This window comes from Paracoccus gahaiensis, from assembly GCF_005048225.1.
In the GTDB taxonomy this organism is placed as follows: Bacteria; Pseudomonadota; Alphaproteobacteria; order Rhodobacterales; family Rhodobacteraceae; genus Paracoccus; species Paracoccus gahaiensis.
The window spans coordinates 1-15,394 of record NZ_SUNI01000015.1 but is presented as its reverse complement, the minus strand read 5'-3'; the positions used below and the strand labels follow the sequence as shown (position 1 = coordinate 15,394).

The following is a 15,394-nucleotide window of genomic DNA, read 5'->3' as shown; positions in this document are numbered from 1 at the left end:
ATGCGAAACGCAGTCAAGGGACTGATCGCCGGCGCGGGTGTGTGCCTGTCTGTGGCGCTGCCCGCGCCGGTCACGGCGCAAGGGGTGCCGACCGTTGATACTCAGTCCATTTCGCAGCAGATCATCCAGATCCGGCGGATGCTGGAAGATTACGGCATTCAGAGCGACATGCTGGACCAATTCATTGAGCAATTAGCTGAACTGCAATCGCAGACGAATGAATTGCAGCAGATCTATGCCGTCCTGACCGGCAATGCCGACATTCAGGGGCTTCTCATGGGCGGCGGGCTGGATGCGGTTCTCGATCCGAAAATGACCAGCATCCTGCAGACGGCGAACTCGGCATCCTCGGGCGACTGGTCGGGCCTGTCGTCAGGCTACCGCGAGCAAATCCAGGCCGCCGCGCAGTCTACGATGATCGGGGCAGGCCTCGATCCTGCGCGGGTCGAAGCCATGGGCCGGGACGGCACCGTGGCGGAAAGACGCGCCGCAGGCCAAGCCACCACCGGGGCGCTGGTGGCAGCCTCGGCCGACACCGCGCAGCGGGAAACAGCGGTCAGCCTGCAGCGCCTCGACAGTCTGGTAGGGGAAATCCCGCAGCAAACCGGCATTAAGGAGGCCATAGATCTGAACACGCGGATGATGGGCGAGGCGGTCAGTGAGCTGATCAAGAACAACCAGCTGCTCGCCATCCAGAGCTACGGGATGGGCATGTCAGACGTGTCGCAGGCCAGTGCCTGGGCGCAGGAGCAGCAGATGCTCGATTTCACCATGCCGGATTTGCAGTGAGGCCACCGATGTTCAATCGCAAAAATAATATGGCGCAAGCCGTCGCCGTCGCAAACCGGAGAGTCAGTGAAACGGAAGAAGAGCTGATCTATGGCGAGCGCCGGCGCGGGGCCTTCTGGCAGAAATTCGGCGTGGCGGGTTGGGGCTTCGGCGCCGTCGGCTGCATCATGGCGGCGGTGATCGCGGCCAGCCTCGAGTCCCCGGCCCCAGTCCTGGTGCCGTTCGATCCGAGCAGCGGCATGGCCCTGCCGATGGTCAATCTGGAAACGATCTCCGTCAGCAACCGCGATGCGGTCGTCCAATCTCTCGTCCATGCCTATGTCCGCGACCGGGAAACCTACAGCATGCTCGACAACGATCTGCGGGTCCGCTTGGTGCTGGCCCGGTCCTCGGGGGCAGCCCTGCACTCCATGCGCAGCCTCTGGGCCTCGGAGAACCCGGATTATCCGCAGCGCAAATACGGGCCGCGTGCCCGCATGGATGTGGAGGTCCTTTCGGTAACGCTGATCACCAATGACCGGGCACAGGTGCGGCTGCGCAAGCGGCTGCAGAACGATGACGGGGAGACCCAGGGGCTGTTCACCGTCACCCTGGCGCTCCGCTATGAGACCAGCGAGGCCCGGTCGCTGGAAGAGGTCTGGACCAACCCGTTTGGCTTCTCCGTCTACGAATACGCAATCACCTCTGACAGGTTGGAGGTCCAGTGATGCGGGGTATTCGTTTTGCCGTGGCCTTGTGCGCGGTCTGCATGGGGGCCTCGGTCGCTTTGGCCGAAGTCACCCCCCGGGCGGGCAATCTCGATGCCCGCGTGCGTTATGCCCAATGGGTTGATGGACAGGTCTACCGGGTCCAGACGCAGGTTGGCCGGGTCACCTCCGTGGAGTTCGGCCCCGATGAGCAGATCACCTCTGTCGTCGCAGGCGATACCGTCAGCTTCAACTTCGATGCAGTGCCGGGCGGCAGCGCCTTCGTGATGAAGCCCACCACCAGCGGGGCGGCCACGAACATCAATGTCTACACCAACAAGCGGCAATACTACTTCGAAGTCTCTGAAAGCGCCTCGGCGCAGTTCTCAGTGGTCCGCTTCACCTATCCGCGAGGCTCGGGCGGCACCACGCCCGCCAACCGCCACGTGGCCCGCGGACCGCTCAATCATGATTACGGCGGCAGCATCGTGAACGGCACCACGCCCACGGAAGTCTGGGATGACGGGGCCTTCACCTACTTCGCCTTCCGCCGCAACGGCGAACTGCCGGCGATCTTCAAGGTCACGGCGGGTCAGGAAGTCACCGTCAATTCCCAGACCCTGCCCGATGGCGTGGTGCGGGTCACGGGCACCAGCCCATTCTGGATGCTGCGCTTGGGTTCGGTTGAATCCACCGTGGGGATGATGAAAGCCGTGAGGTTGGTGCAGTGAGCGATCAGGACAGCATCGACCTGCGCGAACGCTTGGCAGGGCTGGAGAAATCGGACCCCAAGGCAGCGCGGAAGGCGCGTCCTGCGGCAAATGCCGCCAGGATGACCGGATTGCTCTGCGGCGGGGCGCTGATTGCCGGGTTGGTCTATGTCTACTCTCAGCCGGAAGGTGCGGCGGACCTCGATGTCAGCAGGGCCAGCGAGTTCCAGCGCGAGGGCAGCGGCTTTGGCGATCTGGACAGCGCGCCGCGCCTGGCTCCCGACGCCGCCCCGGAACCGGTGCTGATGGCTGCGCCGGACACCACCCCTGAGCCTGCCCCGGTCAACGAGGGCTCCGAGTTGGCTGACCTGATCCGGGGGCTGCAAGACCAGATCGACCGCCTGGCGGATGCCCCGGCTGAAGAGAGCGATGTCGAACCTGTCCTGGATACCGAAGCTCTCGAGCAGATGCGTGGTGAGTTGGAACAGCTGCGCGAAGAGGCGCAGTCCCGCGAACAGGAACTGCGGGATGCGTTGAGCAGCCGTGACCTGCAAATCGCCGGGCTGAACAATCAGATGGACATGATGCGCCTGCAAACCGGGCAAAGCGTGATGCCGGGCAGCACTGACGATCTGCTAACGCAGCGCCGGCAATCGGCGGATGAGGCCGGGCAGCTGGAACAGGCGCGGCGGCAGTCGTCCATGGTCGCACTTGGCGGGGGAGGCGGTGGCGCGGCGGGTGCTGGCGCGGGAGCGGCGGGTCTGGGTGACGGGGCAGCTGCACAGCAGGCAGCACGGCTGAGCAGTGACGCGCAGTTTGTGCGGGATGCCGGTCGTCCGGTTCAGGTGCAACGCGCGGAAATCATCGTCAATCCGTCCAACACCGTCACGCAGGGCACGATGATTCAGGCGGTGCTGGAAACGGCCATCGACTCGACGCTGGAAGGTCCGATCCGTGGCCTCGTGACCACCGATGTGGTCGCCCATGACGGCTCGCGCATCCTGATCCCGCGCGGATCTCGCCTGATCGGCAGCTACTCCGCTGACGTGGATACCGGTCAAAACCGGCTTCTGGTGGCTTGGGAACGCATCATCATGCCCGACAACCAGTCGGTGCAGATCAGCTCGTTCGGCGGCGATGCTCTGGGCCGTTCCGGGACCACCGGCAAGGTCAACAACCACTTTGTCCGCCGCTTCGGGGCGGCGGCGCTGATCTCCACGATCTCGGCCATCCCATCACTTGTGGAAAACGACACCAACGATGGCGGCGTGACCATTTCCACGGGAGGATCGAACGATGCCGCGACCGAAGTCTCCGACGCTCTCGGCGGTGCGACCAACTCGGCCATCGGCAAGTATGTGTCGATGCCGCCGACCATCAGCGTGGCCCAGGGCACCCGGATCACCGTGATGGTGGACCGCGATCTGGAGATATTCTGAGCATGAACGTTATGACCCATGGCAGCTATCTCGACGAAGCCCTGGCCCGGATCGGGGCTGTCATCGACAGCCCCGCCTTGGTGGAAATCGCCATCAATCCGGACGGCCGCATCTGGTCGCTGGAACACGGCGATCCGGCGATGAAGCTGGTAGCCCGCGACTCGATGAACCGGCAGGAAGTCACCGACCTGGGCCGGATCATCGCCAGCGCGGGCAAGCTGACCCTCGGCAGGGACGCCCCGATCATCTCGACCTCCGTGGATTACCGGGGCCGTCCGATCCGTGCACAGGTGGTGGCAGAACCTGCCGTGCTGTCGGGTGCGGCCATCTCGATGCGGTTCTTCTCGTCTCTGCCTCTCGACCAGATCAAGGTGAAATACCTGCATGGCCAGGAGTACTCGGTGGACAAGGCCCGCGCGGAGACCAAACGCGAACTGAAAGATCTGGCGGCCTCCGGGGATATTGACGCGGCCATGGCGTTCATTGTCGGTCACAAGATGAACGCCCTGATCGCGGGCGCGACCGACAGCGGCAAGACGGTCTTCGCCCGCAAGATGCTGTCCTATGTCAGCGACAGCGAACGGATGATCACCATCGAGGACGCCTCCGAGCTGGTCCCGACACAGCCCAACGTGGTGACGCTGATCGCGGACCGCGACAGCCGGACCAGGACGCCGGACATACTGCTGACGTCTTGTCTGCGGATGCGGCCCGACCGGCTGATCGTCGGCGAGGTTCGCGGCAAGGAGGCCATGACCTTTATCGAAGCGATCAATACCGGCCATGGCGGATCGATGACCACGATCCATGCGGAAACCCCGAGGCTGGCCTTGTCGAAACTCGCCATCATGGCGCTGAAATCAGAGCTGCCGCTGACCTATACCGACACGCTGCGCTACATCGGCAGTTCGATCGACGTGGTGATCCAGACCGGCCGCGCCGGCGGCGATCGGGGCGTGCTGGAATTTTACATCCCCGAGAGCGGGGACAATGGAGAGCAAAACCATGATTGATCGCAACTCAGCCTTGGCAGGCGCGGCAACAGTAATCCTTGGCACAATCATCGGCGGTGCAGGGGTTCTATATTATGCCGGCTCCCCGTCGCGCGCAGAACCATCGTTATTGACCCAAACGGAAAGAGACTCGATGCTGGCTGCCATGGACGGAATGCTTGAGCCGCAAATGGCAGAGATCCAGAGGGAGCCGCCTGTGTCCCAGGCAGATCGCAACTTCATGGACTTCACCACGCCCGATCTGGCTGAAGCCGCGCCGGGCCAAAATCTGACACGACACGGATGCGTCAAGCCTGAGGAACCGGCATGGGCGGCCAATGTCCCACCAGAAGACGCGCAGCAAGCCCTCTTGCTGAAAGCCCTTTACGACAATTTCAGATACGAAAATATCGTCCAGACAAGCAGCTGCCCATGCGAAGTTGAGTATCCATCATGGGACGAAGCTGACGCCTCATATCAAGCGGTGGTTGCAAGTTGGGGTTTGGACGAAATCCCTGTCATGCGAGATGAAGTCAGCCGCCTGGTGCGCAGAAACCTGAAAGCGTCCATCGATATCTGCAGGGCATGGCGAGGTCGCTGACATGCCAGCGGTTCAACCGATCATAGAGTCAGCTGAAAGGTTTCTGGAGAATGCCGCCAGATCAACTTTTCTGGGACTTGTCGAGGCGTCTGGAACCCTTGTTGGCTACATGGCAGTCCTCGCGGTCGCTTTGGTCGGCGTCAATATGATGGTGCAGCTGCGGCCCATGGCGTGGGTCCAATGTCTCAGCCTGGTGATCAAGCTGTCATTGATTGGGATATTCGCATGGAACTGGAACCAGTTCTGGACCGTCGCGAACGGGATCCTGGCCGCAATCGAGGCGGTCGCCGGAGGCATACTTGCATCGAGTGGAAATGGCCTCAGCGGGGCCACCATCACCGACGGGTTTGCGGCCGCTATTGATCGCATGATGGATCAATTTGCAGAGGCGGCGACCAATATTGCAGCTGAAATGGGCGGCTGGTTCGTGACAGGCATCGTGTCCGGGATTTGTCTGGTTCTCATGGGTTTTATCTCGGCGGCATCCGCATTGATGATCCTGTTTCCCAAGGTCGTCATCACTGTGCTCTTGGGCCTCGCCCCGATCATGATTGCTCTGACATTATTCGAGGCAACCAAAGGCTTTTTTGAACGTTGGCTGTCCGCCTGTTTAAGCTGGTCCCTTTATCCTGTCTTCATTGCATCGATTTTCTCGATCATGATTTCCATGGGTAATGACTTGATCAATCGCATCGGTACATCCGGGTATGCAAGCATCGGGGACTTTCTTCCGTTCATGGTTCTGATGATCCTGATTTTACTTTGTATTGGTTTCTTGCCGATGATCGTAGGGAGTGTGTCAGGAAACCTTCAATTGCTCGGCGTTGTCACTGCGGGAAACAAATTCATGGGGCAGGGGAGAAGCGTCATGAATGCCGGCAAGGGGGCTATATCGACAGGTAAAACTATTGGCTCTGCGGGCTCGGCTATTGCCTCCGCGCCCGGCCAAACCCGTCGAGGTGAGAATGCTGTTGGTCGGGCCGGTCAGGCGTTCGCCGCCCATCCAACTGTTTTTCAAGCTTCGACAGGGGTTGCAGAGTCGATAAATAGGATGCAAGACAAAGCCCGAATGCTTGGAAAGAAATAATCGCATTAGCGAAAGACAAAAGGGCGGCCTTGGCTGTCCTCATTTTATCGAAAGGAACTTACATGAGTATTGATCTCGAAAACATGTCGCTCAAGGAACTTCGGGACCTGCACAAGACGGTTGGTCGGCAGATCGACGGTTATGAGACAAAGCAGAAAGACAAAGCCAAGGCGGCGGTTCAACAGGCTGCTGAAGAGCATGGCTATTCGTTGAAGGAGCTGCTTGGGGCCAGCAAATCTGTCAAATCGTCCGTCGCGGCCAAATATGCCAACCCCGACGACACGTCTGCGACCTGGACGGGCCGGGGGCGGCAGCCACTCTGGGTGAAGGGTCATCTGGATGCCGGGGGCAACCTCGATGATCTGCTGATCAAGTAATCATCCCAAGTCTAAAAAGACGGGCGGCCATCGGCCGCCCGTTTCGCTATTCGGCAGCGACCATTGTTCTGCCATTATCATTCTGGGCAGTGATCTGGTCGACTTCGCCCGTCGCTCGGCTGAGTGCCCGGACATTGTCATCGCCGCTCCCAATCATGTCCTCTTGTCGGATCGACATATTCACCTTCCGCATTCGCTTGAGGGTCGGCGGCTCTTTGCGGGTTTCCTTTGCGGCAACCAATGCACCTTCGGATTGCTTTACCTCATCAGGTTTTTGCGACCCGTGACCAAGCAAGCCCTCGGGCAGGACTGGCCGGATACGGCTGCGCTGTTGAGACAATGATTGCACACGCTCCGACAGGTCATCAATCCGCGCGGTCGCGCGAACCATGTTACCGTGCAGGTCACGGATTTCCGCGTCCTTCGGATCCGGCGCCGGCAGCTGGCCTTTCTGCGACAGGAAAATGGGTTTCAGCACCCTGTCGTCAAAATACTTGATCCGGCGCGCCTTGATCGGGTGCTGACCGTTGGCGAGAATGATCACCGTGTCTTCATGCAGCCGGCCAGCTTCGTCTTCTGTCAGCAGATCACGGTCTTCGCTTCGCTCAGAGATGTTGACCCCTGCGAAGGGACCCTTTCCGATGGTCTTTGACTTGGAGGTCACCCGGTGCGTGGTCTTGCCGACCGCAGCAGACAACTCCGATTTCGTGCGCTGCTCGGACGGCGCCAGATAGATCTTCACACCTGCCCCGCCTTGCAGCGACAACCGGGTATCTTCCCCGTAGATCTTGTCCAGCGCCGGAATGGTCTGGGTCACGATTGCCAGGTGTCCGCCATAGGCGCGCAACGTCTTGATGCTGTCGGTCACGCTCGGCATGCGGCCGAGCATGTCGAACTCGTCCAGCATGATCATCACCGGCCACGGCTCTTCCGCGCCGGGCAGATGGCTGTGCAGGCTGGAAAGCAGGTCAGAGAAGAACAGCCGGACCAGAGGTGCCACCGCCCTGATCTTGTCGTGCGGCGGTGCCACGAAATATGCAGTCTGCGGTGTGCGGCGGAAATCGTGGAAACTGAAATCGCTCGTCTCGGTCGCCCGGTCGATTGCCGGGTTCGACCACAGGCTGAGACCCGAGGTCATCAACAGCGACAGGTAGGACGTCAACGTCTTGTCATTGGTGGATGCGAGCCGTTCGAACATCAAACGTGCGGCAGGGCTTTGCACCTTGTCTGCATAGGACAGATACTGCTTCTGCTTGTCGCCCCCGGCGGACGCCAGACGGTAGATCTCGCCCAGGGTCGGCGTGCCCCGCTCCATCGCAAAGATACCGCAGGCCACGAACAGGTCGATACCACCGTCCAGCAAGCCCTTGGCACTGTCGTCCTCGGTCTGCAGGAACAGCTCGGCCAGCAGGCGAATTTCCATCTGTCGCTGATCGGGATTGGGAAGGGCATTGATCCGGTCGAGGGGATTATACCGATGGCTCGGCTTGTCCCAATCAAGGGGCGCAAAGCGCCAGATCCTGTCGCCCATGGACCGCCGATGTCGGCTGGTCAGTTCGAAATTCTCACCCTTCACGTCCAGGACCACGGCGCTGCCCTGGAACAGCAACAGGTTGGGGATCACGAAGCTGATACCCTTACCCGCGCCTGTGGGGGCCACCAGAAGACAGTGAGGAAAGGAGGCGGAGCAGAGAAATTTTCCCCTGCCTTTCGGCGCGCCGAGCTTTCCAACCACAAATCCCCGACCGGGCTTTTGGAAAAACGTGTTGGCTTTCAGCTCCCGCCGGCTTTGCCAATGAGCACGCCCGAACGTGGTCAAGCTTTCCGTCAGAACCTTCGCCGAGAACAGCAGCGACAGGATAATGAAGCCGCCCCAGATTAATCCAATGATCTGAAACGCCTGCGGGTCCTTGTAGCGCATTGCGAGATTTTCGCGGGCAATTAGCGTCCAATCCAGATACTGCCCGTTCAGCCCATACCGGAAGGAGAGAAACCCGGTCGCGATGACATAGGCAAAGCCGGTGCCGATCAGGGCGAAGAGCAACGCGCCCCCGAGGATGCGCAACCTATTCATGCCCGCCTCCCTCATGACCGCGTTCCTGACGCAGGCGATCCCGCTCAGCGTTGAGTTCGTCGTTCACCCGGTCGATGCCCTCGAGCGCAGTCGGATCGTTGCTGGCGCGCAGGTAATCGCGAGCCAGGGTCAGCTGATCCTCCCGATCGCCGACGCCGCGCAGAACCGCCGCGTCGCCATTCTTCAGAGCCACAAGTTCCTCGCGCGTCAGCGACCGCTCGACAGCCTCGCGCAGGCGACGTTCGTCCTCGGCTCCGACAGGATTGGCATATCGTGCCAAGTCAGCATGGTCGGTGATGGCAGCGTCGCGCGACCCGATGGACGTGACGGGCGCCCTCTCCTGAGCGTCGGCCTCACGTGCCCGTTCGATCTGCGCGGCGGTCTCATGCCCCCGCTCGGAGGTCTCCAGCGCCGCGCTGCGTTGACCGCTCGCACGCTGATAGATGGCGTCATCGACACCGTAGTCCGCGGCCACCCGGTCATAGGCGGTATCGACCACCGCGATGGCCTGCTGCAGCTGGGCGTCATCGCGCAGATCGAGGCCGCGCAGATCGGCCACGCTCTGCAGATCCTGCTGAACCCACCGGGCTTCCAGCGCCGCGGAATTGGCCGCCACCCGCATCCGGGCCTCGACCTCGATCGGATCGATGCCGGTGCCGTCCAGTGCGGCACTCAGCTTGTCGCGACCCTCCAGCGCAAAACGGGTGTTCACTTCCTGGACGTTCTGGGCGGAATAAATGCCTTCTTCGCTGGCCGCTTCGCTCAGGTCGCGCGACCGGGCGCCAAGCGGTTGCAGATGCGCGACCGAGGATAGCGCCTCGGACAGCTTGCGCTCCATGGCAGGACGCTGGTTCGGCGCGGCGTCGGAAATCCGCACTTCAGCCTCATCGACTGCGCGCCTCAAATTCGCTGCGGCTTTGTCAAAATCTTCCTCTACAGACATGTAGGGGTCTCCTATCGAGATAATGGCGCCGCCCTCGGCGAGGACGGCGGATGCTTTTTCAAATGCGGTCGCCAGATCTTGCAGATTTGCCAGCGAGGCGTAGCTCGCCAAGTCGCGATAGCGCAGCGACCAGTCGCGGATTTCCTCGGCAGCCCGGTGGAGCGCATCGCCGGTACGCGGCTTGCCCGAAGGGGCCTCGAAGGCGGTGCCGGTCTCGGCGGCCTGTTCCTGTGCCCGACGCCATTCGCCGTCAGTGGGGGGATAATGAAGATGCCCCCGCTGCAAACGCGATGTGGCCTCCAGCTGGATGCCATACCGGGCAGCATGATCCACCATCGCCTCCTTGAAGGCCTGGTAGGTGTATTCCGTGCCCTGACGGAGGGTAAAATAATCCCCCGGTTCCCTTCCCCGCCGATTGACGATGACATGGGCGTGCGGGTTCTTGTTCGGGCTGTCCGTGTGCACGGCGATCATGTAATCAAACCGCCCGCCCAGCTTTTCCTTGCAGATTTCCCCGGCAATCAGGCTGACATGATTGGACTTGGCCCCGCGCGGAAACGACATGATCATGTGGCTTGTCCGCGCCGCATTCATCTGGCCGCGCCACTCCTCCGTCCAGCGCGACACGGCACGCTCGATCTGCTCGGGCGTCAGACGCTTCTCGCCGTCCAGAAGTCCACGTGAATCATGAACATCCACGCTCTTGCTGAACAGGTAGCTGAACTGCGCCGTCAGCTGACCCTTTGATGCACAGCCACCGGTACGGATCATCTTGAAGACCGCAGGGGACGCTCCCTGTGCCGCGCGGGCCATATGCCGGGCGTCAGCGAACGGACGCCCCCCGCCGATCTTCTCCCAACCCTCCTCGAAGAGCCTGGTGGAAACACCGGCAACAGCATCACTCCGGCCCATCAACCACCCCCGTCATGCCATCCACAAAGCGCTGGAAGGTTTCCGAGGCGCGCTTGGCCTCCAACTGGCGCACCTGCGCCGATACCCCGTCGATATGGACCAGCAGATCACTCAGCAACTGCTGCTGCGGACGGGTCAGTTTAAGCCTCGCGCCCCTGCGAACCTCATAGTTCTTGGTGGCCACCAGCTGGTTCACGTTCCGCCCGATGGCGGATAGCTCGAGGGCAACGTCCCGCAGAGCGTCGGCAAGGTCCGGATCGGGCGACAGAAAGCCGGCGGGAACCCGACACACGCGACGCAACGCATTGGCCCTGCTCTTCAAGCCAAGCCGTTCGGTGAAGGCATCGAACGCCAGAAGGGTGCTCCGATCGACGGTGAACGAGACGGCCGCAGTCTCGAGATGAACCTCCTGCGCCTTGTCGTGGAAGCTGCGGATGGCCCGATAGATGGTGGGCCGCGTGACGCCATAGGTCTTTGCCAGGACGGCCACGGGGACGCCCGACCGTACGGACGCGACGATCTTCTTCTCGTCGCCAGGCGTGATTTTCTTCGTTCTTCCGACCATGACCATAGTGTAAAAAATTACAATAACATTTCCTGCCACATCTTCATTCATCTATCGGCTCTGACCGGGGGACTGTCAAGGAAGCCTGGGCGGAGCCGATAGATGAATTCAATTTCGCTCGAACTGAGGTCGCAGCGCCGCATGCGGCCGAAGAGCTGCGGCAGAGGCGCGCAGAGGGCCCTCAGGGGGGCAGGTCGCGACTCTAGGCGGGTAGGTGAAAGAGAAAGGCCTACGTGGCCGCTCCTCGGCCGAAATAGCGGGCGCTGAAGCACTCAGGACCGCCCATCAACTCTTCGGGCTCCGTCATCTCGCCTCTGGCCAGCGGACAGGCGGTCGCAGAGCCCAAGCAACACGATAATCGGATGGCGTTACGGCGGCTTAAAGAATGACATAACGCATGACGTTTACGATGACTGACAGCATGACGAAATGACTGACGAATAGATTGACAACATGCATGATTAAATGGCTGAACGAACCCGTGCGTCTTGACAAACTGCTGCCATGTCAAAATGAAGAACGGAAATCAGGACGATGGACGCAGCGTGCGCATGATTGTCTCGCCGCGGACATGAACAGGGACAGAGCACATCATGGCGATCGTCATAGGATTGATGAACCGCAAGGGCGGAGCCGGAAAGTCGACACTCACGAAGCTATTGGCATCAGCCATAGCGCACTCCAAAAAGAAGTGTCTGGTGATCGATCTCGATCCCGCCGAGGATATTCTCAAATGGTGGACCAGGGCTGAGAGCAACGGCCATTACGATGAAAAGATCATGGTTCGCGCCACGACTGTTGCAGAGGATCTCTATGAGATCGTCGCGAAGAATGATGACACGGTCGATTTCATCATTATCGACACCAAGGGAGAGGGTGCCGAATGGGCGGATGACCTGGCCGGTGTCGTGGATCGGATCGTCGTGCCCTGCACCAATGCCAACCCTGATCGCGACCGCACTCGCGAAACGATTGCCTGGCACGATGACCTCAAGAAGCGCGTCGTCTCCGCAGATCAGATCCCCCCCTTGCAGGTTGTCCTCACCCGCGTCCCGCCGGTCATGGTCCGCCACAAAAGCGACCTGCCGAAGCCGAAAGACATCACCACCCGCGATTTCGACCGCCATTATGAGATTGTTGCCGAGTTCAATCCCTTGTCCACGATGGTCCCGGAGCGACCGCAGTATCGGGAAATGGATGAGCAAGGTTTGCTTGGCGGCATCATGAACAGGTGCCGCAACGGGCAGTGGAGCGACAAGGGGCAAGCACTTCACTATGAAAGCGCCCTGGCCCATGCCATCGATCTGATGAACAACATCATCGAGGGGACAAAAATGGAGCCGTCCCATGGCGCGTGAAAGAATAAAGACCCTTCGCCCCGATGCGACCGGGTTTGGAAAAGCCGTTACTGCGGGGTCACAACGGCCCGAGCTGGAAACGATCAGCGACGATGCGATCAAGAGCTTCAAGGCGCAGCCAGCGGTTGCGCCGCCTGCCTTGGAAAGCACCAATCGCAACGGTGACATGGGACATGCCCATGCGGAGCCTGATGTGACTCAGAAGGAAGTCGAACAAGCGTCTTACAGCGGCGACCGCGAGACAGGCCCATCACCCAAGGCAAAGACCAATCCGTCACCCCATCGTCTCGCACATCTCGTCATTCCACGGCGTGCCGGATCAAAGCCAGGTGCGCCGCATACCCTCCGCCTGAGGGTGTTGGAGCGCCATGCCGATGCGCTGGAGAGACTTGAGGCCGAAGGCACCCCCCGCGCAACGGTGCTGAAAGCTGCCTACGCCAACATGCCCACGATCACGATAGAGCCGCGCTATGTTCCCCAATCAACAGAGGTGAGCGGCCCTGCAGAATGGAGCCACCGGATCACGATGAAGGTTGAGCCTCAGGTTATCCGGGCGATTGCGGCAACGGTCAGGAATGGAAACAAAGCGCCCAAATCGGCATTGCTGCTTGGGCAGATCGAGCCTGCGTGGTTTTCAAGTCTGGACGCCATGATCCAGGATTATGCGGAATGAAGACCTTGATTACGGCAAGCATCCTGGCTCTTTACGCAGCACCTGCATTTGCATGAGAAAAAGCTACTGAGACCTGACCGCTGGCGATCAGACCTACCAACTGGACGCAGGGTCGCCTTTCCCTGTGACCTGTGGCGCGGAAGTCTGAACAAGGGCTGATCAACCGCGCTTATTCTCTGCTTCTTTCCGGTATGACCGTAAGCGTTCTCTGCCCCCCACCTTCCGCGCGGCATTCTGATCGGTTCATTGGACCGTGATGATTGTTGTGACGGAGTTTCTCCATGGAGTCTGCATTGGAGCTTCTCCCGGCTGGCGGCCGCGGCCGTCGGAACCGGAAGTGGCCGGATGAGGTAAAGGCGCGGATTGTGGCGGAGACGCTGATGCCGGGCGTGACCGTGAATACCGTTGCGCGGCGGCACGGGGTGCCGGCGAACCATGTCTCTTCTTGGCGGACGCTGGCGCGGAAAGGGCGACTGGTGCTGCCTGCTCCTGAAGATCCGGTGGAGTTTGCGGCGCTGTTGCTCGGCCCCGCTGAAGATGCGCCGCGGGCCGATGTCGGTGCCGTGGCCCGGCCGGAGATCGTCGCGGGCGCGGTGGTGATCCGTCTGGAAGCCGGGGCCTCGGCGGAGCGGATTGCCATGGTCGTGCGCGCCCTGGCGGCTACCCCATGATCTTCCCCTCCAACCGCGTGAGGATCATGGTTGCGACCAAACCCGTCGATTTCCGCAAGGGGCATGATGGCCTGGCTGCACTGGTGTCGTCGGTGCTGCGCAAGGATCCGTTCACCGGCACGGTGTTCGTGTTCCGCTCGCGCCGGGCGGACAGGCTGAAGCTTTTGTATTGGGACGGCACCGGTCTGGTAATGGCTTACAAGCGGCTGGAGGATACAACCTTTACCTGGCCGGCCATCAAGGACGGGATCATGGCGCTGAACCATGCCCAGTTTGAGGCGCTGTTTGCCGGGCTCGACTGGCGCAAGGTCAAAGCTCTGGAAACCCGCCCCCCTGCTGCGGCAGAATGAATCAGTTGCCTGATTTTCCATGTTTTTGCCGGAGATCCTTGATAAAATCAGAGCATGTTCGCAGCCTCTGTTCTCGATCTTTCCGCCATTCCCAACGCGCAGCGTGCGGCGGTTCAGGCGTTGTTGGAAGAGGTGGCGGCTCTCAAGGACATCACCAGACGCCAGGAGCATCTGATCGCCGAGCTGAACCATGCCCTGCATGGCAAGCGGTCGGAAAAGCTGACCGAGGATGAGCGGCAGCTGGCTTTCGAGGACCTGTCCATTGCGTTGGCCGAGGTCGAGGCTTCGAGGGAAACGCAGGCCACCAGGACGGACAAGGGGGCGACCAGGCCCGCGCCGAAGCGCAATATCGGCAACCTACCGGCTGCACTGCCGCGTATCGAAGAGGTCATCGAGCCCGCCAGCCTGATCTGCCCCTGCGGCTGCGGCATCATGCACAAGATCGGTGAAGACCGCGAGCCAAGCGGCTGGACATCGTGCCTGCCCAGCTGCGCGTCATCGTCACCGTCCGCCCGAAATATGCCTGCCGGTCCTGCACCGACGGCGTCACTCAGGCACCAGCACCTTCCCGCCTGATCACGGGCGGGCTGCCAACCGAGGCGACGCTCGCCCATGTGCTGGTCAGCAAGTATGCGGACCATCTGCCGTTGTATAGACAGAGCCAGATCCTGGCGCGGGCGGGCCTTGATCTGCACCGCGCCGTTCTGGCCGATTGGGTGGGCAAGGCCGCGTTCCATCTGACGCCGGTGGTGGACCGGCTGGCCGAGCATCTCAAACGGTCGGGCAAGCTGTTCATGGACGAAACAACGGCCCCGGTGCTGGACCCGGGGCGTGGGACCACAAAGACCGGATATCTCTGGACACTGGCGCGCGATGACCGGCCGTGGGGCGGCGAGGACCCGCCCGGCGTGGTCTACTTTTATGCCCCCGGCCGCGCAGGCGAGAATGCCGAGACCTTCCTGACAGGCTTCGATGGCATTCTGCAAATCGATGGTTACACAGGCTATAACCGGCTGACCAAACCTTCGCGCAAGGGCGGTTGTAGCGCGTCAACCATCTTGTCCTTGAGCGACAACCACGTTGGCCGGTTTTTGGGCGGTGGGGTTGGCGTTTTTCGAGGCTGTTTTCTGGTCAGCTTTCTCCTTCGTTGTGGTTGTCGGTGATGGT

At 61.0% G+C, this 15,394-nt stretch carries 15 protein-coding genes and 1 pseudogene; 13 read left to right on the top strand and 3 right to left on the bottom strand.

What is annotated here, in order from left to right; all coding sequences use genetic code 11:
- The 8 genes from FA743_RS14305 to FA743_RS14270 all read left to right on the top strand — a co-directional run bounded on the left by FA743_RS14305 (position 1) and on the right by FA743_RS14270 (position 6,681).
- Positions 1-789, top strand: a complete 789-nt coding sequence (locus FA743_RS14305) for a type IV secretion system protein (protein ID WP_136886785.1) — start codon at positions 1-3, stop codon at positions 787-789.
- Between the two features lie 29 nt (positions 790-818).
- The gene (locus FA743_RS14300; protein ID WP_136886784.1) at positions 819-1,496 is read left to right on the top strand and encodes a VirB8 family type IV secretion system protein; all 678 of its coding nucleotides are present in this window, start codon (positions 819-821) and stop codon (positions 1,494-1,496) included.
- Complete coding sequence (locus FA743_RS14295; RefSeq protein ID WP_136886783.1) at positions 1,496-2,206, top strand: TrbG/VirB9 family P-type conjugative transfer protein; 711 nt, start codon at positions 1,496-1,498, stop codon at positions 2,204-2,206. Before FA743_RS14300 ends, FA743_RS14295 begins: the two co-directional genes overlap by 1 nt.
- Positions 2,203-3,624, top strand: coding sequence for a TraB/TrbI/VirB10 family type IV secretion system protein (locus tag FA743_RS14290; protein ID WP_136886782.1), 1,422 nt, complete (start codon positions 2,203-2,205; stop codon positions 3,622-3,624). The genes FA743_RS14295 and FA743_RS14290 overlap by 4 nt, the downstream gene beginning before the upstream one ends.
- Positions 3,625-3,626: 2 nt before the next feature.
- Complete coding sequence (locus FA743_RS14285; RefSeq protein WP_425467187.1) at positions 3,627-4,637, top strand: ATPase, T2SS/T4P/T4SS family; 1,011 nt, start codon at positions 3,627-3,629, stop codon at positions 4,635-4,637.
- A complete protein-coding gene (locus FA743_RS14280; protein WP_136886781.1) occupies positions 4,630-5,217 on the top strand; it encodes a hypothetical protein in 588 nt (195 codons plus the stop codon). Before FA743_RS14285 ends, FA743_RS14280 begins: the two co-directional genes overlap by 8 nt.
- 1 nt (position 5,218) lies before the next feature.
- Positions 5,219-6,304 carry a TrbL/VirB6 family protein gene (locus tag FA743_RS14275; protein WP_136886780.1) on the top strand — a complete coding sequence of 362 codons (1,086 nt, stop codon included), beginning with the start codon at positions 5,219-5,221 and terminating at the stop codon, positions 6,302-6,304.
- A gap of 62 nt (positions 6,305-6,366) precedes the next feature.
- A complete protein-coding gene (locus tag FA743_RS14270) occupies positions 6,367-6,681 on the top strand; it encodes an H-NS histone family protein (protein WP_136886779.1) in 315 nt (104 codons plus the stop codon).
- Between the two features lie 46 nt (positions 6,682-6,727).
- On the opposite strand, the gene FA743_RS14265 is transcribed toward FA743_RS14270, so the two are convergent.
- The 3 genes from FA743_RS14265 to FA743_RS14255 all read right to left on the bottom strand — a co-directional run bounded on the left by FA743_RS14265 (position 6,728) and on the right by FA743_RS14255 (position 11,226).
- Positions 6,728-8,755 carry a type IV secretory system conjugative DNA transfer family protein gene (locus FA743_RS14265; protein WP_136886778.1) on the bottom strand — a complete coding sequence of 676 codons (2,028 nt, stop codon included), beginning with the start codon at positions 8,753-8,755 and terminating at the stop codon, positions 6,728-6,730.
- Positions 8,748-10,469, bottom strand: a complete 1,722-nt coding sequence (locus FA743_RS14260; protein ID WP_169308893.1) for a relaxase/mobilization nuclease domain-containing protein — start codon at positions 10,467-10,469, stop codon at positions 8,748-8,750. Before FA743_RS14260 ends, FA743_RS14265 begins: the two co-directional genes overlap by 8 nt.
- 127 nt (positions 10,470-10,596) lie before the next feature.
- Complete coding sequence (locus FA743_RS14255; RefSeq protein ID WP_136886776.1) at positions 10,597-11,226, bottom strand: helix-turn-helix domain-containing protein; 630 nt, start codon at positions 11,224-11,226, stop codon at positions 10,597-10,599.
- A gap of 542 nt (positions 11,227-11,768) precedes the next feature.
- Between FA743_RS14255 and FA743_RS14250 the strand changes: the two genes are divergently transcribed.
- The 5 genes and pseudogenes from FA743_RS14250 to tnpC form a co-directional block, all read left to right on the top strand.
- On the top strand, positions 11,769-12,533 hold the full coding sequence (locus FA743_RS14250; protein ID WP_136886775.1) for a ParA family protein: 765 nt from the start codon (positions 11,769-11,771) through the stop codon (positions 12,531-12,533).
- Complete coding sequence (locus FA743_RS14245) at positions 12,523-13,206, top strand: hypothetical protein (RefSeq protein WP_136886774.1); 684 nt, start codon at positions 12,523-12,525, stop codon at positions 13,204-13,206. The genes FA743_RS14250 and FA743_RS14245 overlap by 11 nt, the downstream gene beginning before the upstream one ends.
- Positions 13,207-13,571: 365 nt before the next feature.
- Positions 13,572-13,877, top strand: a complete 306-nt coding sequence (locus FA743_RS14240; RefSeq protein WP_139616678.1) for a transposase — start codon at positions 13,572-13,574, stop codon at positions 13,875-13,877.
- A complete protein-coding gene (gene tnpB / locus FA743_RS14235) occupies positions 13,874-14,227 on the top strand; it encodes an IS66 family insertion sequence element accessory protein TnpB (RefSeq protein ID WP_136886773.1) in 354 nt (117 codons plus the stop codon). Before FA743_RS14240 ends, tnpB begins: the two co-directional genes overlap by 4 nt.
- A gap of 54 nt (positions 14,228-14,281) precedes the next feature.
- Positions 14,282-15,264: pseudogene (gene tnpC, locus FA743_RS14230) on the top strand (IS66 family transposase); the annotation flags it as partial.
- Positions 15,265-15,394 lie beyond the last annotated feature (130 nt).